23 protein-coding genes are annotated in these 20,670 nt (G+C 37.5%); 10 read left to right on the top strand and 13 right to left on the bottom strand.

Annotation, left to right across the window (positions count from 1 at the left end):
* Positions 1 to 5: 5 nt before the first annotated feature.
* The 6 genes from GI584_RS18475 to GI584_RS18450 form a co-directional block, all read right to left on the bottom strand.
* Positions 6 to 878 (bottom strand): carbohydrate ABC transporter permease, encoded by an 873-nt coding sequence (locus GI584_RS18475; protein ID WP_153792143.1) that lies wholly within the window; start codon positions 876 to 878, stop codon positions 6 to 8.
* 96 nt (positions 879 to 974) lie between these two features.
* Positions 975 to 2,297 (bottom strand): ABC transporter substrate-binding protein, encoded by a 1,323-nt coding sequence (locus GI584_RS18470; protein ID WP_153792142.1) that lies wholly within the window; start codon positions 2,295 to 2,297, stop codon positions 975 to 977.
* Positions 2,298 to 2,302: 5 nt separating this feature from the next.
* Positions 2,303 to 3,268 carry a transketolase family protein gene (locus tag GI584_RS18465; RefSeq protein ID WP_153792141.1) on the bottom strand — a complete coding sequence of 322 codons (966 nt, stop codon included), beginning with the start codon at positions 3,266 to 3,268 and terminating at the stop codon, positions 2,303 to 2,305.
* 16 nt (positions 3,269 to 3,284) lie between these two features.
* Positions 3,285 to 4,130, bottom strand: coding sequence for a transketolase (locus GI584_RS18460; protein ID WP_153792140.1), 846 nt, complete (start codon positions 4,128 to 4,130; stop codon positions 3,285 to 3,287).
* A gap of 28 nt (positions 4,131 to 4,158) precedes the next feature.
* Complete coding sequence (locus tag GI584_RS18455) at positions 4,159 to 4,848, bottom strand: FadR/GntR family transcriptional regulator (RefSeq protein WP_153792139.1); 690 nt, start codon at positions 4,846 to 4,848, stop codon at positions 4,159 to 4,161.
* 170 nt (positions 4,849 to 5,018) lie between these two features.
* Positions 5,019 to 5,459 (bottom strand): YtoQ family protein, encoded by a 441-nt coding sequence (locus GI584_RS18450; protein WP_153792138.1) that lies wholly within the window; start codon positions 5,457 to 5,459, stop codon positions 5,019 to 5,021.
* Between the two features lie 160 nt (positions 5,460 to 5,619).
* Between GI584_RS18450 and GI584_RS18445 the strand changes: the two genes are divergently transcribed.
* Positions 5,620 to 6,042, top strand: coding sequence for a VOC family protein (locus GI584_RS18445; RefSeq protein ID WP_100359321.1), 423 nt, complete (start codon positions 5,620 to 5,622; stop codon positions 6,040 to 6,042).
* 86 nt (positions 6,043 to 6,128) lie between these two features.
* Here GI584_RS18445 and GI584_RS18440 read toward each other — a convergent pair whose 3' ends face one another.
* From GI584_RS18440 to GI584_RS18430, 3 genes are read right to left on the bottom strand one after another with little or no spacing between them, the layout of a single operon-like run.
* Positions 6,129 to 7,031, bottom strand: coding sequence for a helix-turn-helix transcriptional regulator (locus GI584_RS18440; protein WP_100359322.1), 903 nt, complete (start codon positions 7,029 to 7,031; stop codon positions 6,129 to 6,131).
* Positions 7,032 to 7,055: 24 nt separating this feature from the next.
* Complete coding sequence (locus GI584_RS18435; protein WP_153792137.1) at positions 7,056 to 8,063, bottom strand: pectinesterase family protein; 1,008 nt, start codon at positions 8,061 to 8,063, stop codon at positions 7,056 to 7,058.
* Positions 8,064 to 8,078: 15 nt separating this feature from the next.
* On the bottom strand, positions 8,079 to 9,596 hold the full coding sequence (locus GI584_RS18430; protein WP_153792136.1) for an extracellular solute-binding protein: 1,518 nt from the start codon (positions 9,594 to 9,596) through the stop codon (positions 8,079 to 8,081).
* Between the two features lie 441 nt (positions 9,597 to 10,037).
* Between GI584_RS18430 and GI584_RS23875 the strand changes: the two genes are divergently transcribed.
* The 4 genes from GI584_RS23875 to GI584_RS18415 all read left to right on the top strand — a co-directional run bounded on the left by GI584_RS23875 (position 10,038) and on the right by GI584_RS18415 (position 11,855).
* Positions 10,038 to 10,211 carry a hypothetical protein gene (locus GI584_RS23875; protein WP_194842038.1) on the top strand — a complete coding sequence of 58 codons (174 nt, stop codon included), beginning with the start codon at positions 10,038 to 10,040 and terminating at the stop codon, positions 10,209 to 10,211.
* 48 nt (positions 10,212 to 10,259) lie between these two features.
* Positions 10,260 to 10,667: an NUDIX hydrolase gene (locus GI584_RS18425; protein ID WP_153792135.1), complete on the top strand. Its 408-nt coding sequence runs from the start codon at positions 10,260 to 10,262 to the stop codon at positions 10,665 to 10,667.
* A 75-nt stretch (positions 10,668 to 10,742) separates the two neighbouring features.
* A complete protein-coding gene (locus GI584_RS18420) occupies positions 10,743 to 11,450 on the top strand; it encodes a class I SAM-dependent methyltransferase (RefSeq protein WP_153792134.1) in 708 nt (235 codons plus the stop codon).
* 90 nt (positions 11,451 to 11,540) lie between these two features.
* Positions 11,541 to 11,855 (top strand): hypothetical protein, encoded by a 315-nt coding sequence (locus GI584_RS18415; protein ID WP_153792133.1) that lies wholly within the window; start codon positions 11,541 to 11,543, stop codon positions 11,853 to 11,855.
* Positions 11,856 to 12,220: 365 nt separating this feature from the next.
* Here the strand turns inward: GI584_RS18415 and GI584_RS18410 are convergent, their stop codons facing one another.
* A complete protein-coding gene (locus GI584_RS18410) occupies positions 12,221 to 13,135 on the bottom strand; it encodes a VanW family protein (RefSeq protein ID WP_153793012.1) in 915 nt (304 codons plus the stop codon).
* Between the two features lie 176 nt (positions 13,136 to 13,311).
* Between GI584_RS18410 and GI584_RS18405 the strand changes: the two genes are divergently transcribed.
* The 4 genes from GI584_RS18405 to GI584_RS18390 all read left to right on the top strand — a co-directional run bounded on the left by GI584_RS18405 (position 13,312) and on the right by GI584_RS18390 (position 17,095).
* A complete protein-coding gene (locus tag GI584_RS18405; protein WP_153792132.1) occupies positions 13,312 to 13,755 on the top strand; it encodes an Rrf2 family transcriptional regulator in 444 nt (147 codons plus the stop codon).
* A 64-nt stretch (positions 13,756 to 13,819) separates the two neighbouring features.
* Positions 13,820 to 14,716: an NAD(P)/FAD-dependent oxidoreductase gene (locus GI584_RS18400; RefSeq protein ID WP_153792131.1), complete on the top strand. Its 897-nt coding sequence runs from the start codon at positions 13,820 to 13,822 to the stop codon at positions 14,714 to 14,716.
* A gap of 30 nt (positions 14,717 to 14,746) precedes the next feature.
* Complete coding sequence (locus GI584_RS18395; RefSeq protein WP_153792130.1) at positions 14,747 to 15,331, top strand: class I SAM-dependent methyltransferase; 585 nt, start codon at positions 14,747 to 14,749, stop codon at positions 15,329 to 15,331.
* A gap of 261 nt (positions 15,332 to 15,592) precedes the next feature.
* Positions 15,593 to 17,095: an extracellular solute-binding protein gene (locus GI584_RS18390; protein WP_153792129.1), complete on the top strand. Its 1,503-nt coding sequence runs from the start codon at positions 15,593 to 15,595 to the stop codon at positions 17,093 to 17,095.
* Between the two features lie 108 nt (positions 17,096 to 17,203).
* Here GI584_RS18390 and htpX read toward each other — a convergent pair whose 3' ends face one another.
* Both htpX and GI584_RS18380 read right to left on the bottom strand, forming a co-directional pair.
* Complete coding sequence (gene htpX, locus GI584_RS18385) at positions 17,204 to 18,109, bottom strand: protease HtpX (protein ID WP_100359331.1); 906 nt, start codon at positions 18,107 to 18,109, stop codon at positions 17,204 to 17,206.
* Between the two features lie 156 nt (positions 18,110 to 18,265).
* Entirely contained in the window at positions 18,266 to 19,051 is a 786-nt protein-coding gene (locus GI584_RS18380; RefSeq protein WP_153792128.1) for an SDR family oxidoreductase, read from the bottom strand.
* 134 nt (positions 19,052 to 19,185) lie between these two features.
* On the opposite strand from GI584_RS18380, the gene GI584_RS18375 reads away from it, so the two are divergent.
* Positions 19,186 to 20,166, top strand: coding sequence for an aldo/keto reductase (locus GI584_RS18375; RefSeq protein ID WP_153792127.1), 981 nt, complete (start codon positions 19,186 to 19,188; stop codon positions 20,164 to 20,166).
* A 230-nt stretch (positions 20,167 to 20,396) separates the two neighbouring features.
* On the opposite strand, the gene GI584_RS18370 is transcribed toward GI584_RS18375, so the two are convergent.
* Positions 20,397 to 20,663: a hypothetical protein gene (locus GI584_RS18370; RefSeq protein ID WP_100359334.1), complete on the bottom strand. Its 267-nt coding sequence runs from the start codon at positions 20,661 to 20,663 to the stop codon at positions 20,397 to 20,399.
* Between the last annotated feature and the right edge of the window lie 7 nt (positions 20,664 to 20,670).

Here is a 20,670-nt window from a genome sequence, read left to right as displayed (position 1 = left end):
GCTCATTACCTCTCTTTAAACGCATTTTTGAGATATGGAACAGCTACCATTGCTAACATGAACATTAAGAATAGTGCCATACTGGAAGAATAGCCTAAGTCTAGAACTGTAGCCTTATTGAAAATGTAAACACTCAAAGTCTGAGTAGAGTACGATGGACCGCCTCCAGTCATGTTGTGAATAATGTCAACAGAGTTAGAAACCCAGATAATTCGGAGTAATATGGTAATAATGATGACATTCTTTAATGATGGAATCGTAATATAAAACAATTTCTGCAGTTTGCTGGCACCGTCAATATCGGCAGCTTCATACATTTCCTTTGCTATCACTTGTAATCCAGCCAATATCATAATGGCAAAAAAAGGAATGCCCTGCCAGATGATTGTAACGATAACGGAGCCAAATGCGGTGGATGTTTGCGACAAGAAGGTAATTCCTTTATCAATCAATCCCAGTTTGATTAACAAGTCGTTTAAAACCCCATAATTTCCATCGTAAATCCACTTCCACATCAACCCGATCAACACACCAGGTGTTGCCCATGGGATAAGGCTAACCGCACGAACAATCCCGCGTCCTCGAAAAGATTGATTCAATAATAAGGCCAAAATAAAGCCGAACAAAAATTGCAATCCTACACCAAAAACAACCCATATAAGTGTGTTTTTAAAAGCGAGCCAAAAGATTGGATCGGAAAACATATCAACAAAATTTTGAAAACCATGATAAGCAATCTTATCAGGACGCCTTAAATCATAGCTTTGAAAACTCATAAAAATGGCCTCGATAACAGGTATAAAAACAACAAAGGTGACAATTAATAATGCCGGTAATATTAGGAGATAAGGCCATATATTGATTCGTTTGCGTTGCATTTTTCTTCACCTCTGTTTCGTAATAGCTTGGTAGAAAGGATTCATGAGACAGCTATTGAGTGGCCATGAATCCTTTTTGAATCCGTTTACATTTCGTTATTCTTCGTGTAAGCTTTCGTGCAATTGTTGCATAGCTTCTTCCGCTGTAATATCTCCTAATAAGGCGGAAGCTGTAGTATTAGGCCAAACTGTACTGATCCATTCTGTTGTGGTATCTTTGATCGGCAAAATACCGGCAAAAGGTACTCCTTCGATGGAAGCTTTCATAAATTCATCGTTTTGAAAATGGTCCATTTCCTGAACACGAGTACTTACTGGTACATTGCCCGTTGCAATCGTCCAATCTTCTTGACCTTTGCCAGTTGCTAAATAGGAAACCCATTCAAATGCTGCTTCCTTATGTTCGGTTGATTCGAAAATAACATTATTGGTATCTCCCATCGAAGTCCATTGTCCAATACCTTCAGGAAAGGCAAAGGCAGATACGTCATCACCGAATGTTTCCACCATTTCAGCGGAAGAACCGGTATGGTGAACGGTCATGGCTGTTCTTCCTGATTTGAAATTAGCAATTATTTCATTAAAGCCGTCTGTAGTAGCTGATGGGGGAGCGTATCCATTTTCATATATATCGATAAAGTCCTGCATACCTTGAATGGCTTCTTCACTAGTCATATCTTCAAAGTCTCCGCCACGGGCATGAATAAAACTTCCCCAAGGTTCCTGGCCACCTGTGGCACCACGCATACCAAACCCATAAACATCTGTATTTCCATCACCATTGGTATCCAGTGTTGTTTGTTCAATCGCTGCTAATAATTCCTCATAGGTTGATGGAACTTCAATACCAGCTTCCTCAAAAATAGAAGGGCGATAATACATGTATAATACTTGCGTATTCCAAGGCATGACATATAAACTGTCTGTGCCACTTGCGGTTTTCATAATATCATATAAGTTCTCTTCAATATCGTCTTTATCTTCCCAACTATCAATATAGCCATCTAGATTCGCTAGTAAATTATTTGCGCTGAAAAGTGGAGTGGAGGTTAGTTTAAAAGCAGCTACATCTGGTCCACCACCGCCCATGGCAGCGGTAAACAATGTCTCACTATAACCGCCACCATCCCATGGATACTCTTCTCCGATAACGGTAATACCTTTATCGTTTGTTTCATTAAATTCGGTAATAATATCTTGCATTAAGTTAGAGTACTCGGAATTATCAGCCCAATACCAATAGGTGAGTTCAACCGGTTCCTCCTCATCTGACTGCGTTTCTTCTTGTTCGGTTTCAGTTGGTGTGTCATTTTGCGAATCATTTGCTTCTTCGTTGGAGGTGGAATTATTGCTTGAAACACAAGCAACTAAAAGGAAAAATAATGCCAATATAAACATATATGTGATTAATCTTTTCATGCTGTTCAACTCCTTTCTCTTACTAAAAATTGTTCTTTTTGTCCCAGTGCTTTCTTGCAGGCAGTGACAATTTTATCAGTAGTTAACCCATACTTTTCGAGTAGTTCTTCAGGTGATGCGGATTCACCAAACGTATCATTTGTTCCGACTTTGTGTACTGGTACAGGGAACTCTTCGGTTAAAAGTTCCGAAATAGCACCACCTAATCCACCAATAACGGAGTGTTCTTCTGCTGTCACCACACATCCAGTCTGTTGTGCTTCATTAATAATGGCTTCCTTATCCAGTGGTTTAATGGTATGGATGTTAATAACGGAAGCATTTATTCCGGCAGAAGCTAATTGCTCTCTAGCTTGTAGTGCACGTTCGACCATGATTCCACATGCAAAAATAGATACATCTGTCCCGTTCTTTATTGTTCGAGCTTTACCAATCTGGAAGGGAGAAGTATCGTTGGTAACGATGGGAACCGGAGTGCGGCCCAGTCTTAGATAAACAGGTCCCATCCATTCCGTGCTAGCTTTGGTGGCTTCATATGCTTCGTTTTCATCTGCTGGAACAATAACAGTCATTTCAGGCATGGCTCTCATGGATGCAATATCTTCTAAAGCCTGGTGGGTTGCTCCATCCTCACCGCATGTCAATCCCGCATGGCTGACTGCAATCTTTACGTTAGCCTGATTGTAGCAAGCGGCTAAACGTATTTGTTCGTTTGCTCTTTGTGCAGCAAAAACAGCATAAGTAGTGGCAAAAGGAATGTAATTCGATAAAGCTAAGCCTGAAGCTGTTCCGATCATATCTTGCTCAGATATACCAATTTGAAAGTACCTTTCGGGATATTTCTCCGCAAAAGCTTCGACCCTGACAGATTCAGCCAAATCGGCACATAATGCGACGACGTTTTGATTTTCTTCACCTAGTTCCAATAATGCTTTTCCAAAACCATCACGACCACTTTTTGCTTTTGTCATCTTTACTCCTCCTTCATTATCGTTCTGTAATCAATTCTGTTCCGAAACTGCTAGTACCTATTTCCTCTAGTGCACGAGTGGCTTCCTCTGCTGAAGGAGCCTTTCCGTGCCAAATGGCTTCATCTTCCATGAAAGAGACCCCTTTTCCAATCACCGTTTTCGCAATAATCGCTGTTGGAGCACCAGTGTTTTGTTCAAACTGATCAAATGCCATTTTAATTTCATTGACTTCGTTTCCATCAATTTCGAGAGTATGCCAGCCGAATGCTTTGAATTTCTCGGCGATAGGCTCGATATTCATTACATCCTTGACATGGCCGTCAATTTGAATGTCATTCCAGCTAACGATTAATGCGATTTTGTCCAAATGATGATGTGCTGCTGTCATTGCTGCCTCCCAGACTTGACCTTCTTGAATTTCACCGTCCCCAACTAAGCAATAGATCTTTGCGTCACTTCCTCGAAGACGATTGGCAAGTGCCATTCCATTCGCAATCGAAAGTCCCTGCCCTAGTGGCCCTGCTGAGGTTTCAAGTCCAGGTAAGTCATGTCGTGAAGGGTGTCCTTGTAGTCTGGAGTTTAATTTCCGGAACGTCCATAATTCTTCAATCGGGAAGTAACCACTTCTTGCCATGGCAGAATATAGCGCTGTACAAATGTGTCCATTGCTTAAAACGAAGCGATCGCGGTCTTCCCAATCAGGTTGTGACGGCCGATGGTGTAATCGATTGAAGTATAATTCGGCAATGATGTCCGCAGCACCTATCGCACCACCGGGGTGGCCGGTATTTTTACTTGTTAATTGAATGACATCACGTTTTATCCTTTTTGAAATTTCTTTAATTTCCCTCGTATTTGCCATGATTCTCTTCCTCCTTTGTAATCGGTTCTTAGTTTTGATTAGTCTCCATCATGTTTACAATACGTTGTCTAACATCATGAAACTGCAATTCTAGTAATTTTTCTCCTTCTTCGATATTTTGCGTAAGAATAGCTTGATATAGTTGGTGATGAAGTTCAGCAGCTTGTATTAAATTTTCAGAGTGATGCAGTTCATTTTTTTGTTCGAACAATTCCCAAAATGCATGAAGTAACTGGTCTAATACTAGGTTTTTTGTTCGTGAATAAAGAATTCGGTGAAATAATTGATCTTCTTCTTTAAATATTTGTTTTTTCTGTGCTTTTGCTTCCATCCGATTGACTAAATCTCTCATCATCTGTAAATCTTCTAAAGTTAATGTTTCAATGGCGGAAGGTAAAAACCCCCTTTCCAAGTTATAGCGAACCTCTAACAATTCCAGTAAGGATGCTGGTCTTGCACGGAGCAGTATGTTCCAACCACCCAATATGGAGTTGCTGACATCAGGGAATTTCACTTCTCTTCCTCTTCCTTGTGTAGGTACAATAATTCCACTGGCTTCAAATTCACTTAACAATTCTCGTAAAACGGGTCTGCTCACACCAAGTCGTTCTGTTAACTCTTTTTCTGAGGGTAGATTTTTCTTTGCAGATAGGCATTCTACGATGATGTCGATAATTTCACTTTTTTGTGCGACTTTTTTCTCTGCATTCTTTTTCATGGTTTTCCTCCAACCAATAGGGACATATTTACTTGTTAAACAATTATTAGATTTGTATGACAAATGGATAATAAGTATGACAAAATTAAATTTAGGTTAGGTGGGGGTGAAGGGTATCAAGAGAGGAAAAGAAAAAGCCAAGCTTATCTGTAAGCCTGGCTCCATTGTTTCTATTCATATATATAAGATAGTACCTCAATAGCTTGATCAATAGTTTCAACAGTAACATTTGCTTTGTTAGAAAGTTCTTTTAATGGATGTATAAGTGAATCTGGTCTGACAATAATGGTAGGTATATTCATCGCAATCGCAGTGCTTGCGTCCATTGCGGTATTCCATTGCTTATATTTTTCCCCAAACAGAGCAATGACGATATCGGATTTTTTTAATAACACCTGTGTTCTAAAATTGTTAATCGCTGAAGCAGCATCGTCTTTATATAGATTGCTAGGTTGTTCTCCTATAATATCCTCCCCGACATTATCTGAACGGCCATGAGTGGTCTGTGGTCCGACAAAGCTTAACGGAAGCCCTTTTTCCTTTGACTTTGCTTCTACCTCTTTGCGCCAATCATCATGGATCTGTCCTGCCAAATAAACAGTCAATTGCATATGTAATCCCCTCTCTAATTCTTATTACTTTCATCATATTAAAAAAAACAGGATTTTTCAAAAGTAGAAGATGTTAGACCTTATCTACTAAAGCCGTTTACTAAACTAGCAATTTAGTATTACTTGATTTAAAATGAAGAAAAGTAATAGGAGGAATTGTATGAAACCACGTATTTCAGTGATTACATTAGGTGTTGATGATTTAGAAAGGTCATTGCAATTCTATCGGGATGGACTTGGGCTATCAACGCAAGGTATAGTTGGCAAAGAATTCGAGCATGGTGCTGTTGCATTTTTCGACTTACAATCAGGATTAAAACTAGCTATTTGGAATCGTAAAGATATTGCTCATGATACAAAAATGAATCAAACCCCATCAAGTGCAACTGAATTTACGATTGGTCATAATGTCAGTAGTAAAGTAGAAGTTGATGAGATAATGGAACAAGCCGAAAAGGCGGGTGCAAATATTACAGTTCAGGCTCACGATACTTTTTGGGGCGGTTACTCTGGATACTTCCAAGACCCAGACGGTCACTTGTGGGAAGTAGTTTGGAATCCGGATTGGGAGTTAGTAGAATAAGTTCAAATCAACAAACAGAAGCAAGAGATGAAACAGGCGATCAAAGGAGATCGTCTGTTTCTTTTTGTAGTGTATAAGGGTCTGCATCATTTTATGATATTGCGAAGTTTATCCTGGCTCTTTCTATATTGATTTGGTGTCATCCCAGTCCTATCTTTAAACCTTCTAATAAAGCTTGAGTCAGACATAAAACCAACATGCTCTGCAATTTTATGTACGGGTATTGTTGTATCTGTTAATAGTTTATTTGCCTCGAATAACCTTCTTTGAAGAATATACTCTTGAATGGTCACACCAAACTCTTTTTTGAAAAAACGACACAAATAATATTTACTTATAAGCAGTTTCTCAGCAATTACTTCTAGACGCCAATCTGTATTCCAAATCTCATTAATCTCTTTAATAATTTGGTCATGGAAGGCTACTGGATTTGATTGTTGTTGCTCAACTGTCAAATAATAGTCATGTTGATTTTCATCTTTAATTTCACGGCAAAGAAATAGAATTAATTCTAGTAAATACAGTTCTAATGCCGTCTTTTGCTGCCAGTTGTTCTGATTTTGATCCTCTAACAACAAGTTATCAATTATCATTTGTAGCTTTTCGGCATGCCAGATAAATAGATCCATCATGAAATGAGGGGAAGGTAATTGATCCAAAAAATCACATAAAGTATGAATTAAAACATGGTCGAATGATAAAAAGTCTTCGGTAAACATCACCACTACTCTTTCATATGCCGCACCTTCACGTAAACTTACCCGATGAAATTCAGAACTCTTAAACAGTAGAATGGTATTTTTTCTTAAATGATAGACCTTTTCTTCAAAAACATATAATGCTTCCCCGTCCTTTAACCAAACAATTTCATAGCCATGGTGACGATGGAATACGTTCATCGGAGAGCGGTCTTTTTTATGATGAATTAAAAAGCCTGGCACATGCTCTTCCTGAAATGACATGGATGTTTGTGAATGCAATTCTCTCATGGATCAATCCCTCCTAAGGCTTAACTACCTTACACAACAATCCCGTAAATATTTTCGAAAAGCTTCTGCTTCTTGAGTGGATAGGTTTCGTCTAGCGCCATTAGCTACTGCTCCAGCACCTTGATTATTATATTCATATAGTCTTGCATCCATTGGTGAGAAGCCTCCCATTTCTGTCCATGCTTCCGGTTTAATATGGGAATCCAGCTCACATTTATAAAATAACACACTGGCTTCTGCATTCGGATCTCCACCAGGATGCCAGGGCCTTCCTAAATAAACGGTTTCATCAGCCATTTTAGCGGATTCTTTCCTTAATTGACAAGCTTCAAACAAATAACCGTATGGGGTGTGTATAGATGTACTGGCAGCAGTCACAAAGCCATTATTAATTGTATCCTTCCTGTCCAAGGAAATGATGTCACATTTTTCGAATACAGCCTGACCAGCACCGAAAATGAAGTCGACCACACCTTCAATTCTACATTCTTTGAAATAATGTGTGCCGTTATCTACAAGTAGTGTATCCTGATAGCCTTTTAAGCGGCAATTTTTCAATTTAGTATGATCACTTTCATCTGTTGTGCGAAAAGCTACTGCTTGAATGTTTTTTACTTTCGATGGATCATCATCTTGTTTAAGATATTCTTTCATATAATCAAATTGATTTTCGAAAGTTAAATGATATGCAGTAAAGCGAGCCTTTCGTATAGTCACACTCGCACTATCAAAAGTACCATAAGTAGAACCATCTTCTCTTTCTGTTCCACTCGCTACATCATAGGTTAAAATCGTTTCATCCCGATTCTCTCCTATTAGGGTAATATCGGCCTTGGCTACTTCGATTTTTTCATAATAGATTCCTTTAGCCATAAATAGCACAGCAGCACTTCCTTGCATACTATCTAATGCCTTTTGGACGGAATGAAAAACCTTCTTTCCTTGAAATTCACTGTCTGATATATGTTGGTCGACAATTGCATCGATAGTTAAACCGTAATGTTCTTCCACCTTCTCTATATTATAATTCACGGTTTATCCCCCTTATTATTGAATATTTTGGTATCCTTCATTGTATTCTTCCGTAATTTGGTCTCCACCCTCAGCTCGCCATTTTTCAACGGCCGATTCGAAGCCATTTATATCGATCTCTCCCAATATATATTGAATGGTGGCATCATCGATAATCTGTTGTAAATACATCCCCTTTTCTCCGTATGTCTCCGAATTTAGGGCTACGGTAGGATCATGGATCAATATGTTATTATTGTCTAATGTTTGATTATATTGCTTTTCATCTAGATTATTAGCAAAATGTGGCTGTAATGCATCAATGGTTGTATCTCCGCCGATAGCTAAACCTAATAGTGGCCGAACTTCTTTTTCAAATGAAGCATCTACCTCTTCGCCTTCTAATCTTTTTGCATTACCATCGACTAATTTATAATGCTCCTCTTCGATACCGTATACTAGTGCATTATATATTTCCGGATCCATTAGTTTATCAAAAAGAGATAATACCTCTCTGACCTCTTCTTCTGTTTCATTAGAAGCTTTTGGAATTAACATGACAGAACCATAACCTGCAGTCGACCATGTTCCAGGTTCACCGTCAGGGGTCGAAATACGATTTTGTACATCAAGCTTGCCATCTGGATGTGCAATTTGTAAATTTTCCTGAAAACCTGCTGCATTACATAGACAGCCTACAATGGCTCCAGCTTTGCCACTTGTCAACATTTCGGTTTGATTCGTCTTACTTGTTACCGGAAAATCTTTATTTACGTAACCAGCATCACGTAACTTTTTGAAGAAATCCATTGTTTCGATATATTCTGGAAACATAAATTCCGGTACTAGTTCACCGTCTTTTTCTCCCCAATTGTTTGGTGTACCAAAATACGAACTGACAAATTTAAATCCTCCATATACGAGATCCGAGTTGACGGCAACACCGAATGTATCATCTTGACCATTACCATCGGGGTCTTCTTCTGTAAAAGCTCGGAACATTTCATATAAATCCTCTGTGGTTTGGGGTTCGTCGATGCCAAGGTTTTCCGCCCAATCTTTCCGATACATGATTCCCCATCTTGATAAGGGTGTTTCTCGATAAAGGGCAAAAATTTTACCATTCACTGCTGTGTTGTTTAGTACAACCGGATCTAAGTTACTTAAATTCTCATAATCGTCTAGATAAGGCCCAATTTCCCAATATACTTCATCTGTTAACGAATCTTTCATTGTCGTATAGGAATCAGAGTTTTTCACAAACATTGCTCTTGGATAACTTTGTGTTGCGATGACGGTGTTCATTTTATCATCGTACGTCTCATCAGGTACCCACGTTATATCCAGTTCTACACCAGCTTTCTCCTCAATCTGATCTAATACAGAACTGTCTGTTGCGACTTGTGGTGTATGGACATTTGCCATAACACTAATGGTTTCTTTTCCATCTCCGTTCGTATTTTCAGCACATCCCACAAGAAGTACTAACAACAAACAAATTCCCCCGATTAAACTTCCTTTGAGCTTTCCACTTGCAATTGAATGACTCTTCATCCTTTTAACCCCCTTAATTTTGACTCTGAAAGTAAGCGATTACATAAGTAAGGTTAGCATAAAATTCACTATTTTCCATTAGTGAGTATTGCCACAAAAATGTGCCGGAATTGCAGTAGTAAGATAAAAGGATTACCAAAGCTTTGCTTGAATCTCTTTTATATTTTGTCAATCGACGTTACGCTAATGACTTTTCGGCTGCACCTATTTGGAATATTATGTTAGTATTGAAATATAGATATATCTAACTTCTCGCCAACAGAGCATTATATCTTTCCAAGAAACATAAATCATTACAATTCCGATCGGAGGGTTGCTATTTGGAAATGATTATTAATGTAGTACTTGGGGTCGGTATTGTTTTGCTCGTATTAGTTTCGTTTATTGTGTTTAATAGCTTTAAAAATAAATGAGTTTTTATTTAATAAAAGGGGTGTTAGAATGTCTCCACATAAACCTTTTAATGACGTAATGGAGCATAAACAAAACATAGAAGGGGCTCCTATCAACAAAGGAGGACGGCTTCCGCTTCCAATCAAAATAATCGGATATTTTCTCTTTGGTGGAATGATGATGATGATGATATTAGGCATGATTGCTAATTTTATCTTTTAAAAGCAGCCATTTTAGTTGAATGGTTCGATAAATTGAGGAGTGAGGATTATGGCGACACCAAAACATATCGTTTCAGCTGCTACTATTGTTTTAAACGATAAAAATGAAATTTTATTAATAAAAGGCCCGAAAAGAGGTTGGGAAATGCCAGGCGGACAAGTAGAAGAGGGAGAATCATTAAAGAAAGCTGCAATTCGGGAAACAAAGGAAGAGTCGGGTATTGATATTGAGATAGTAAAATTTTGTGGAGTTTTTCAAAATGTAAGTCGTTACATTTGTAACACATTGTTTCTAGGAAAAGCGGTGGGTGGAGAATTAACTACTAGTCCTGAAAGTATAGAAGTAGGCTTCTTTCCTATCTATCAAGCGTTAGAAATGGTTACTTGGGGAAATTTCAAACAAAGAATTGAATATTGTTTAAATGATCATCTTCACCCTTTTTGTGTTGAATTTTGATTGAACATGGCGATCACCAAATGGATCGTCTTTTTTGCACTTTAAAAAGTAAGATTTATAATGAGAGGTGAAATGATGAAAGAGAGGGTTAAAGAAACTTTCGATCAACTTGCAAAAGTTTATGAAAAAAGTGTGGATCATACAAGTTTATATAATAGCGAATATGAAAGGCCGTCTATGTTAGCGCATTTGCCACGAAGTTTGCATAATAAAAATGTATTAGATGCCGGTTGTGCAGCGGGTTGGTATACTCTTCAACTAATTAAACGAGGAGCAAATGTTGTTGCCACTGATATAAGTCTTGAAATGGTTAATGCTACCAAGCGGCGTATAGGAGAAAAGGCAAAGGTTCATTGTTTAGATTTAGAAACAGAATTACCTTTTGATGATAATTCGTTTGACATTATTTTAAGTTCGCTTACACTTCATTACATCAAGGAATGGGATCATGTCTTTCATGAATTTCAGCGGATTCTGAAACCACAAGGTATTCTATTGTTTTCGATTCACCATCCTTTTACAGATATCAAATTACTTCCCGATGCCAAATATTTTTCAACGGAATTAATTATTGATACATGGAATAAAGAAGGTAAATTATATAAGGTACCATTTTATCGAAGACCGCTAAATGAAATCATAAATTCAACTCAAAAAAATTTTTCTATTGAAAAAATTACAGAACCTCTGCCGACAATGAAATTTAAAGAGCAATCACCTGAAAAATATAATAGGCTTATGGAGAGTCCGCAGTTTCTCATTATAAAGGCAGTTTCAAAATAATAGATGAATTGCAATTTTGTTAAAATAGAAACGGTTAATTGAACAAGAATAGTCTCTAAAAGAAAGCTGCAAATTGTGAAGGGGGAGAAGATGAATAAACACTTAAAACAAGAATTGTTACTGTTATCCATTGTCATGGTAATTGTATTGGTTGTTGTATTATTTGTTTGGTTGGTGTTTAAGGATTCTTTAAGGCCGGAAACAATTGTAAGAAAAAGTACTGTTGAGAAAGTGAATAAACAAGAAGGAACAATTACTGTAGAGTGTGTACAAAGCAAAGTTGATGACATTAGTGAATTTGAAGAAGGACAAAACGTAAAGGTAGGGTTTACCATACCAAGAAGTGATGAAGACGTTTGGAATTGTAATAAAAATAAAATAAAAGATGTAGAAATTATGGAATAATAATTCTATCCAATTAAACAGGAGAAAACAAAATGATCAGTATCGACTCATATATTTTTAGGAATTCAATAACTCTGTCTATGGGGGCCACTAAAATGTAATCCGAGCCGAATTAAAATAAATGAAACTTTCTTAGTTTTAGTTTGTATACGTATTGTATAAACATTTAAATGGTGGTGAAGGTAATGAGTATAGGTTCATGGGTCGCCTTAGGTATTGCCGTAGCTGTTGCGATAGGTCTGTTTGGAAAGTCAAAAAAGAAATAATGGTTTCTTTAACAGAATAGAGATAGAGAGTAGAACAAGGCGATCGTAAAATGGATCGCCTTGTTGTAATTCTAAAAAATGCCCCTTATTTCATCTGAACTAATTATTGAATATTTGAATTTCTTTTGGTAGCCGGTCTGAAGCGTTAGGTACTTTACGTGGAGTGTATTCCACTAAATCTGAAGAGTAAATTTCAATGATTACTTTACCATTAACTGTCTTAGAACGAATGAGTAATGGCTGATTATAATTATTTTTGAATGTGAAATCAGGTCCGTACCAGCTAACTGTTGCATCACGTCCAGGTGGAACATAAGGAACTTTCTTACTATGTGAATATCGCTCCATAATTTGTACTCCGGCACGATCAACTGCATTAAATAGAGTGGAGGACACCTGACATATTCCCCCACCGATACCTTCCGTTAATTCCCCTTTTACAATCTCAGGAGCAGGCAAATATCCTTTTTCTTCTGTCCTTTTTCCAACAACCTCGTTAAAAGAGAAGGTTTTACCAGGAAATACAACATGATTATTGATTGCTTCTGCTGAAAGAGAAACATTATGAGACCTTTCTTTATTATTTGTATTAAAATAGGTAATATATTGCCCTATTTGTTGTGTTCGAATATCTGCCAGTAATTCACTGTCTACATTTGGGTGAATGTTAAGTACAGGTGCTTCTATCCTAGTAGATCCAGTTTTGAAAAAATAGGAATAAAACAGTTCTTTAAATTTTTGGCGATGTAATTTATATCCGACTTTTCCAGGGACAATCACTCCATTATTGTTGATCTTTGCATCTACTGGTTCTTGGTACATTTCCTGTTCAAGTTCTTTTATAAACTGTATATATATATCCTCATCTATCACAGGCTCATCCAAAAACGGTACCATAAATTCAGATCGATTGACACTTGCAATTGGTTCCCCTTTATATGTCACTACTAAGTCATGCGGAACACTGGTTTGATTAAAAAGCAAAAAAAAGATCGTTAAATACGTAATTTTCATATGCATGCTTGCCTCCTGATATTAGTATGATTCGGAGACAAGATTTCATGTAATAAATTGCAAATATAAGCATTGATTATGGAAATGTGAGTAAATATCTTGCGTTTTGACCCATGTTAGTTTAAGATTAATTACAGACATAAAAGGTCTTTAATATATCTATGAGGTGAAAAGTAATGAAATATTCTAGAGCCACAAATTATGCTTTACACACAATGGCATATTTAACGTTAACACCAAAGGGAAAATCTGTTGGAGTAGATCAATTAGCTAAAATTCAAAATCTTTCACCAACATACCTTTCGAAGATTTTAACGAAACTTGTAAAAGCAGGACTAATTGAATCAACTCCTGGTGTTAATGGAGGATACAGTATTGTAAGACGTTCTCGTGAAATTTCTTTTTTAGATGTTATCCATGCTGTGGAAGGGGAAACAACCTTATTTAGCTGTTCACTGGAACATGAAGAAAATAAAAATGGAGAATGTTTAATAGAAAATGTAATGATTGAAGCAGAAAGAAAAATGAAAGATGATTTAGACAAAAAATACATTATTGACATTGCCAAACAAATCGAAGCGGCCAAAAATCATAAAATAGATTGTGAACAATCACATTAATTTTTTTACCTCAATTATAGATATTAAGAGTCTTTAATGTACTTTATACAAGGAGGAAGATAACATGTTGTTAGATTGCGTAATTATTGGAGGAGGACCAGCAGGCCTTAATGCTTCTTTGGTACTTGCGAGAGCAAAAAAGAATATTATATTGCTTGACGAAGATAAACCAAGAAATGCTGTAACCCATGAATCGCATGGTTTTATCACAAGAGATGGTATCAAACCTTCAGAATTTAAACGAATAGCTAAGCAGGATTTGGAGAAATACCCGAATCTGTCGGTTGAAAATCAACGAGTAATAGATATAAAAAAGGAAAATGAATCCTTTATAATTCATACAGACGATGGAAATTCCTATCATTCCAGAAAGGTTATTCTAGCAACAGGACTTCAAGATGTATTGCCAGATATAGAAGGAATTCATGAATTCTATGGTACGAGCTTATTTGTTTGTCCATTTTGTGATGGGTGGGAATTAAAAGACCGCCGATTAGTTGTTATTGCAGAAAGCGATCGTGTTATGCATTTGACAAAAATGGTTTCTAATTGGAGTAGTGACCTTGTTGTTTGTACAAATGGTACAAATATTTTTTCTAAAGAGCAAAAGGAGTTATTATCCGATAAGAATATCAAGGTAATAGAAGATGAAATAGCAAGTTTACAAGGTGACAATGGCTATTTGCTAAAGGTGAAGTTTAAGGATGGTAAAGAAATGGAAAGGGAAGGAGGGTTTGTAGCTTGCGAATTAAAGCAAGCATCCATTTTGGCTGAGAAATTAGGATGTGACATGAATCAGATGAGTGGCATTGAAATAGATGATTTTGGACGTACGAATATTGATGGAATCTATGCCAGTGGAGATACTACCTTCTCACTCCCTCAATTAATTGTTGCTGCAAGTGAAGGTAGTAAAGTTGCTAGTGGGGTAGTAAGTGATTTAATTAATGAAGATTTTTAATAGCTTTTATTGAAAAGGAGGATAACTCATATGGACAAAAAAGAGTATGGTCCCGAAGGAATGGCACATTTCGCAAAAAAAGTTGAATTTCTTGATAATCCTGAACGAAGAGGGGATATACCCCCAGAACAGCTGCTGCGCATGTTTCCTATTAAAAAAGAAGATAACATCTTAGATATAGGTGCAGGTACAGGATATATTACCATACCTGCCGCTAAAATCGTGGATGGATTAGTATACGCATTAGATATAGATTCTAAAATGTTAGACTTTGTAAATTCCAAGGCGAATAAAGAAAATATAACAAATGTCAAAACGTTAAAAGCTAGTATGGATGATATTCCATTAAATGATACCTCAATTGACATTGTATTAGCATCAATCGTTTTACATGAGGTTAAAGATTTGTCTACTTCATTAAACCAAATGAAACGAGTTCTCAAATCTGGTGGATATTTTGTATGTGTTGAATTTGAAAAGAAGGAAAGCCAGCTTGAAAACCATCCTAGAATTCCTTCATCACTTATGGAACAAGCAATTAAGAATGCAGGACTTAGTATTATACAGAAAGTGCATCCGACTGATTTTCTGTACATTATCATTGCAAAAAAATAATAACGGAAGAGAAATATGGTATAGATGAGTGGGAATTTCGTATTGTCGAGATTCCTTCTTTAATTTGCACCAAACCTAACATCGTTTAAAATAAAAAAATTGATCATGTGACAAATAGTAATTTCATATTCTTTAAAATAAGGCACGTCAAAAGACGTAGCAACGTCAATAATAACAACGTTGTTACTGAGGTTAATGAAAGGAGGTGGTGTGATTATAGTGGGAAAGGAAGAAGTGAACAACGAATAGGGGGTATGGCTAATGTGGAAAAAGAGTGTTTATGTATGGAGCATGTTTGTATTGTTCATGTTAGTAGCTTGTAGTGATGATGATACTTCCTCGAATGAGGAATCATCAACAGAGTCTCAGGAAGAGCCACAGGAGATATCAATGATGTTTAATCTGCACGTTCCCGAGGTTCCGGAACCTCGTCTGGAGGAACTTTTGGAAGAGGCGACCAATACAGAATTAGATATTCGCTGGGTTCCTGATAATAATTATGCAGAGAATCTTAATACGGCTATTGCGACAAATAATTTACCAGATGTATTTTTGTTGAAGGATGTGACATTGGATCAACAAAAAGAAGCGGTACGAGATGGGCAATATTGGGAAATAGGTCCATATTTAGAAGAGTTTCCTAATTTAAATAAATTAAATCCTGAAATTTTAAAAAATACGATGATAGATGGCAAGTTATACACGCTATATGCCGGACGACCACTTTCTCGTCAAGGTTTAATTTATCGCCAGGACTGGGCAGAAAACCTAGGTTTAAATACACCAACTAATTTAGATGAATTATATAAAATGATGAGGGCATTTACGGAAGATGATCCAGATGGTAATGGCGAGGATGATACAATTGGTTTAACTGACCGGGAAATTTTAGGAACATTTGAAAACTTTGCAACATGGCATGGTGCGCCGAACAATTGGGGTGAAAAGGATGGACAGCTATTGCCGCAATTTATGTTCCCCGAGTATCGTGAAGCAATGGATTATTTCAAAAGCTTATTTGATAATGGTTATATCAATCGTGATGCTCCTGTAACAAGTAAAACAGATCAGCAGAATATGTTAAAAGACGGAACTGCGGGTGTCTATATTGGTACAATGGGCGATGTAGAGCCGATGTATCGAGATGCTGTAGCAATTAATCCAGATGTTGTTTTCGATGTTCACAATTATATTGAAGGTCCTGATGGTGAATATCGCACGAGATCCATTCCGGGTTATGGAAGTATGTTAATTTTCCCGAAATCGTCCGTTGAAACGGAGGAGGAGTTGAAGGGTATACTTTCTTTCTTTGATTTCTTAATGACACCTGAGGGATCCAATTTATTGTATTGGGGTGTAGAAGGGGAGCATTACGAAGTGGTGGATGGTTATGCGGAAGTAATACCAGAAAATCAAGATCAATATAATCTTGAAATTCGGCCATATACGCCTTTTGAAATTGGTGAGCCTGAAACGAATGGACGTTATACCGGCTATTATGAATATGAACCTCGTGCAAAAGCAGATGAGCTTTATATAGATAATAATGATTATCTAGTTGAAGATTTGACTGCTCCACTTGATTCGCAAACATGGGCCGATAAATCAGAAATTTTATCTCAGATCATGGAGGATGCTACCTATCAATATTTTCTAGGGCAAATTGATAGTGATGGATTCGATGCGGCGATAGATAAGTGGAAGGATGAAGGTGGCGAGCAGGTGATAGAAGAATACACAGAACAATGGCAGGAAATGCAGTAAGCAGGGTTGCTTAGTAGCTAAAAAGTATAAAATAAACATGGGACAGAAGAATTAACCTCTGTCCCATTTCTGATATTCTTTTATTTTATACTATCAGAAAGTAAAATTTTATCGTTGCTCAAGTTTTGCAATACGATCTTCTAGTGGTGGGTGAGATGACAATAATGCCATCATGCCGGATTTACCACTGATTTTCATCGTTTGGATCGCGGAGTCGTCGGTACGATCATCGATTTTTGCTCGATCAATGTACATTTTTAGTGAGCGTAATGCATGTGCCATTTTATCACGCCCTGCCAGATCTGCTCCACCACGGTCAGCGTGATACTCTCGGTGTCGTGAGTAGGCACTGACGACGAAGCTTCCAAGTATAGAGAATAATATTTGAAAGACAATAATTGCTGCGAATCGTACGATCCATTGGATTTCTGAGCGAACAAATCGTGATACGATAATGGCCGCAATTCGAGAGAAGAACACGACAAACGTGTTGACAACACCCTGTAAAAGCGTCATGGTCACCATATCACCATTAGAAACGTGTGCTACTTCGTGTGCGATAATACCTTCTATGGCATCGTCATCCATTGTTTCTAAAAGCCCTTGTGAAACAGCTACCAATGAACGTTTCTTTGTTGGTCCTGTAGCAAAAGCATTCACTTCTCTAGATGGGTAAATACCAACTTCTGGTGTATGTGCTAAACCGGCTGCACGAGATAATCGTTCTACTTTTTCATATACTACACGTTCTTGAGCTGATGCTGGCCGGTTTGGATCAATTACTTTTACCTTCATCATCATCTTAGCCATCCAACGGGACATAGCCAGTGAGATGAATGCTCCTGTAAAACCAACCACCAAACTAAAGACCATGAGAGTAGTATAGTTGATCGAGTCACCATTTTGAAAGGATCCACCAAGTTCTGTGTATCTGGTAATAACTGACCATACAATAACAATCGTCGTCATTACCAAAATATTCGTTAAAATAAATAAAAATAAACGCTTACCCATTTCTTAACCCCCAATTTGCTGAAATACTCTTCTTATATAATATCACATTTTTGCTTTTAGGAAATAATCTAAGGTTATGAAAGATGGCTACACCTATTTTTTTGTCAAACAGACCAAGGCTTATCGCCACGTAAGGAAACGATAAGCCTTAATAGATTATTTCAGCAACGACTCTGCGCCATCAATAAATAGTTCGGTCCCAGTAATATGGCTTGATTGGTCGGAGGCAAGGAAGGTAACAAGATCTGCAACTTGCTCTGGATTTCCGGGATGATGTTCTAATGGTTTATCTCCCTTAGGATACTCCACAGGAATTTCGATTTTTTTTAATTCAGGTGTTTTTTCCGTGTTTTTACCAATGTTTGTTTTAATCGCACCAGGGCATATAATATTGACTCTGATTTTATACTTGGCTAATTCTAATGCCGCCATTTTACCAAAGGCCATTTGTCCAGCTTTGGACGTACTGTAAGCTGACATCCCGAAATTAGAAAAGATTCGATTACCATTAACTGAACTAGTGATAATCACACTTCCCCCTTTTTCTTTCATAAAAGGTATCGCATATTTAATCGTATGGAAGGTTCCTTTTAAGTTTGTGTTAATGGTGTTGTCCCAGTCTTCGGGAGTTAAATCCTCTATCGGTGCAAGTACACCATTTATCCCGCCATTTGCAAAAATAATATCGATGCTTCCCCAGTTGTCGACCACTTCTTTCATTCCCTTTTCCACTCTTGCGGGATCAGATAAATCAACGTCGGCAATGAGAGCTTCACCACCATCTTTTTCGATTTCTTTTTTTACTTTTTCTGCTTGTTCTTCTTTCAAATCCATTAAGCAAACTTTCGCACCTTCTTTTGCAAGTTGGATGGCAGAAGCACGGCCAATACCTGAACTCCCACCGGTTACTACAGCAACTTTATCTTCAAATCGGTTATTCAAGGTGATGCCTCCTTATTTCTTTTTCCTAAACTTACCCCATTTTTGATGTATTTACACATTAGGATAAAAGATAACGTTTGCATTCGCATGAAAGCGGTGGTACATTTTTAAGAAATGATAAAGAGGTGAAGGGAATGGAATATACATATTTAGGTCGCTCTGGGCTAAAAGTGAGTAAACTATGCTTAGGGACAATGAATTTTGGTGTGAGTACGGAGGAAAAAGAAGCATTTCGAATCATGGATGCAGCACTTGATGCCGGAATTAATTATTTTGACACCGCTAATAATTATGGCTGGGGAGAGAATGCTGGCTTGACAGAAAAAATTATTGGCAAATGGTTTACACAAGGTGGCAATCGCAGAGAAAGAGTGGTTTTAGCTACGAAGATGCATGAAAAAATGTTTGATCCTATTTATGGACCAAATGATGAACCAGGTTTATCGGCGTATAAAATAAAGCGTCATTTGGAGGACTCATTACGGAGGCTTCAAACCGATCATGTGGAAATATACATGATGCACCATATTGACCGTCATACATCATGGGAAGAAATTTGGCCGGCATTTGAGAATGCAAATTATCAAGGAAAAATTGATTATGTAGGTTCCAGTAATTTTCCTGGGTGGGCTCTAGCAGAGGCACAAGCAACTGCCAAAGCAAGAAATTTCTTAGGATTAGTATTGGAACAGCATAAATATAATTTAAATTGCCGCTTGCCAGAATTAGAAGTGTTACCTGCTGCCCAAAGATATGGGATTGGTATTGTACCATGGAGTCCATTAGATGGAGGACTACTAGGTGGTAATGCATTAAATCCTGAAAAGAATTCGAGGAGCAGTCATAATAAGGAACGTGCAGAAAAACAACGCCGCCAATTGGAGCAATTTAGTGAATTGTGTAAAGAAATCGATGAGAAAGAAGATACGATCGCATTAGCGTGGTTATTAGCCAATCCTTCAGTGGATGCGCCGATTATTGGTGTGCGGACCGCAGATCAATTAGAAAAATCTTTACGTGCAGTCGAAGTGAAATTAGATGATGAAATACTGGATCGTTTAGATAAGATTTTTCCTGGACCGGGAGGACAGACACCAGAAGCATACGCTTGGTAAACTCGAGAAAACGTCAGACGAAAGCATTGTCTGACGCTTCTTTATTTTCATGGAGTGGAGATAGTAGAAGTGAGAGTTCTGTACCTTGGAAATAATTTTTCTTCATTGGAAAAGGACTTCTGTTCCTAAGATAACTGTTTATATCCAAGGAACAGAACCAGATATCCAAGGAGCAAAATCACATATCCCATGAACAGCACCAGATTTCCAAGAAACAGCACCTATCTGTTTTATTGCGTTATGTCTTGAAATGCCTGTTGTTGTTGTACTAACTCTTGGCGGACCAAGTTTAGCGCATTTTGATCATCTGTTACTCTCTCTGCTTGAGCCAAAGAACGTTCTGCTCTGTCGATTGAATGTTTGATTTGCTCGAGAATTTCCTCATTCATATGACTTTTAGCTTGATTCATTGCCCGCTGTAAATGCAGGATGGACTGTTGAGCTTGTGCAAGCTGATTTTGATCCTGCAAACTGGAGATATTGTTACCTTTTTCCATGTTACTC

This window comes from Gracilibacillus salitolerans, from assembly GCF_009650095.1.
GTDB classification, from domain to species: domain Bacteria; phylum Bacillota; class Bacilli; order Bacillales; family Amphibacillaceae; genus Gracilibacillus; species Gracilibacillus salitolerans.
Note: the sequence above shows the minus strand (reverse complement) of the source record. Positions and strands in the feature narration are given on the sequence as shown.

Bases quoted from the DNA above. Each gene is read 5' to 3' on its own strand.
- GI584_RS18440 (WP_100359322.1), bottom strand. From the start codon at position 7,031: ATGAGAGAATTGCATTCACAAACATCCATGTCATTTCAGGAAGAGCAT.
- GI584_RS18425 (WP_153792135.1), top strand. From the start codon at position 10,260: ATGGCGACACCAAAACATATCGTTTCAGCTGCTACTATTGTTTTAAAC.
- GI584_RS18450 (WP_153792138.1), bottom strand. From the start codon at position 5,459: ATGCAATTGACTGTTTATTTGGCAGGACAGATCCATGATGATTGGCGC.
- GI584_RS18455 (WP_153792139.1), bottom strand. From the start codon at position 4,848: ATGAAAAAGAATGCAGAGAAAAAAGTCGCACAAAAAAGTGAAATTATC.
- GI584_RS18415 (WP_153792133.1), top strand. From the start codon at position 11,541: ATGAATAAACACTTAAAACAAGAATTGTTACTGTTATCCATTGTCATG.
- GI584_RS18470 (WP_153792142.1), bottom strand. From the start codon at position 2,297: ATGAAAAGATTAATCACATATATGTTTATATTGGCATTATTTTTCCTT.
- GI584_RS18410 (WP_153793012.1), bottom strand. From the start codon at position 13,135: ATGAAAATTACGTATTTAACGATCTTTTTTTTGCTTTTTAATCAAACC.
- GI584_RS18475 (WP_153792143.1), bottom strand. From the start codon at position 878: ATGCAACGCAAACGAATCAATATATGGCCTTATCTCCTAATATTACCG.
- GI584_RS18390 (WP_153792129.1), top strand. From the start codon at position 15,593: ATGTGGAAAAAGAGTGTTTATGTATGGAGCATGTTTGTATTGTTCATG.
- GI584_RS18465 (WP_153792141.1), bottom strand. From the start codon at position 3,268: ATGACAAAAGCAAAAAGTGGTCGTGATGGTTTTGGAAAAGCATTATTG.
- GI584_RS18445 (WP_100359321.1), top strand. From the start codon at position 5,620: ATGAAACCACGTATTTCAGTGATTACATTAGGTGTTGATGATTTAGAA.
- GI584_RS23875 (WP_194842038.1), top strand. From the start codon at position 10,038: ATGTCTCCACATAAACCTTTTAATGACGTAATGGAGCATAAACAAAAC.
- GI584_RS18460 (WP_153792140.1), bottom strand. From the start codon at position 4,130: ATGGCAAATACGAGGGAAATTAAAGAAATTTCAAAAAGGATAAAACGT.
- htpX (WP_100359331.1), bottom strand. From the start codon at position 18,109: ATGGGTAAGCGTTTATTTTTATTTATTTTAACGAATATTTTGGTAATG.
- GI584_RS18370 (WP_100359334.1), bottom strand. From the start codon at position 20,663: ATGGAAAAAGGTAACAATATCTCCAGTTTGCAGGATCAAAATCAGCTT.
- GI584_RS18420 (WP_153792134.1), top strand. From the start codon at position 10,743: ATGAAAGAGAGGGTTAAAGAAACTTTCGATCAACTTGCAAAAGTTTAT.
- GI584_RS18375 (WP_153792127.1), top strand. From the start codon at position 19,186: ATGGAATATACATATTTAGGTCGCTCTGGGCTAAAAGTGAGTAAACTA.
- GI584_RS18430 (WP_153792136.1), bottom strand. From the start codon at position 9,596: ATGAAGAGTCATTCAATTGCAAGTGGAAAGCTCAAAGGAAGTTTAATC.
- GI584_RS18405 (WP_153792132.1), top strand. From the start codon at position 13,312: ATGAAATATTCTAGAGCCACAAATTATGCTTTACACACAATGGCATAT.
- GI584_RS18395 (WP_153792130.1), top strand. From the start codon at position 14,747: ATGGACAAAAAAGAGTATGGTCCCGAAGGAATGGCACATTTCGCAAAA.
- GI584_RS18400 (WP_153792131.1), top strand. From the start codon at position 13,820: ATGTTGTTAGATTGCGTAATTATTGGAGGAGGACCAGCAGGCCTTAAT.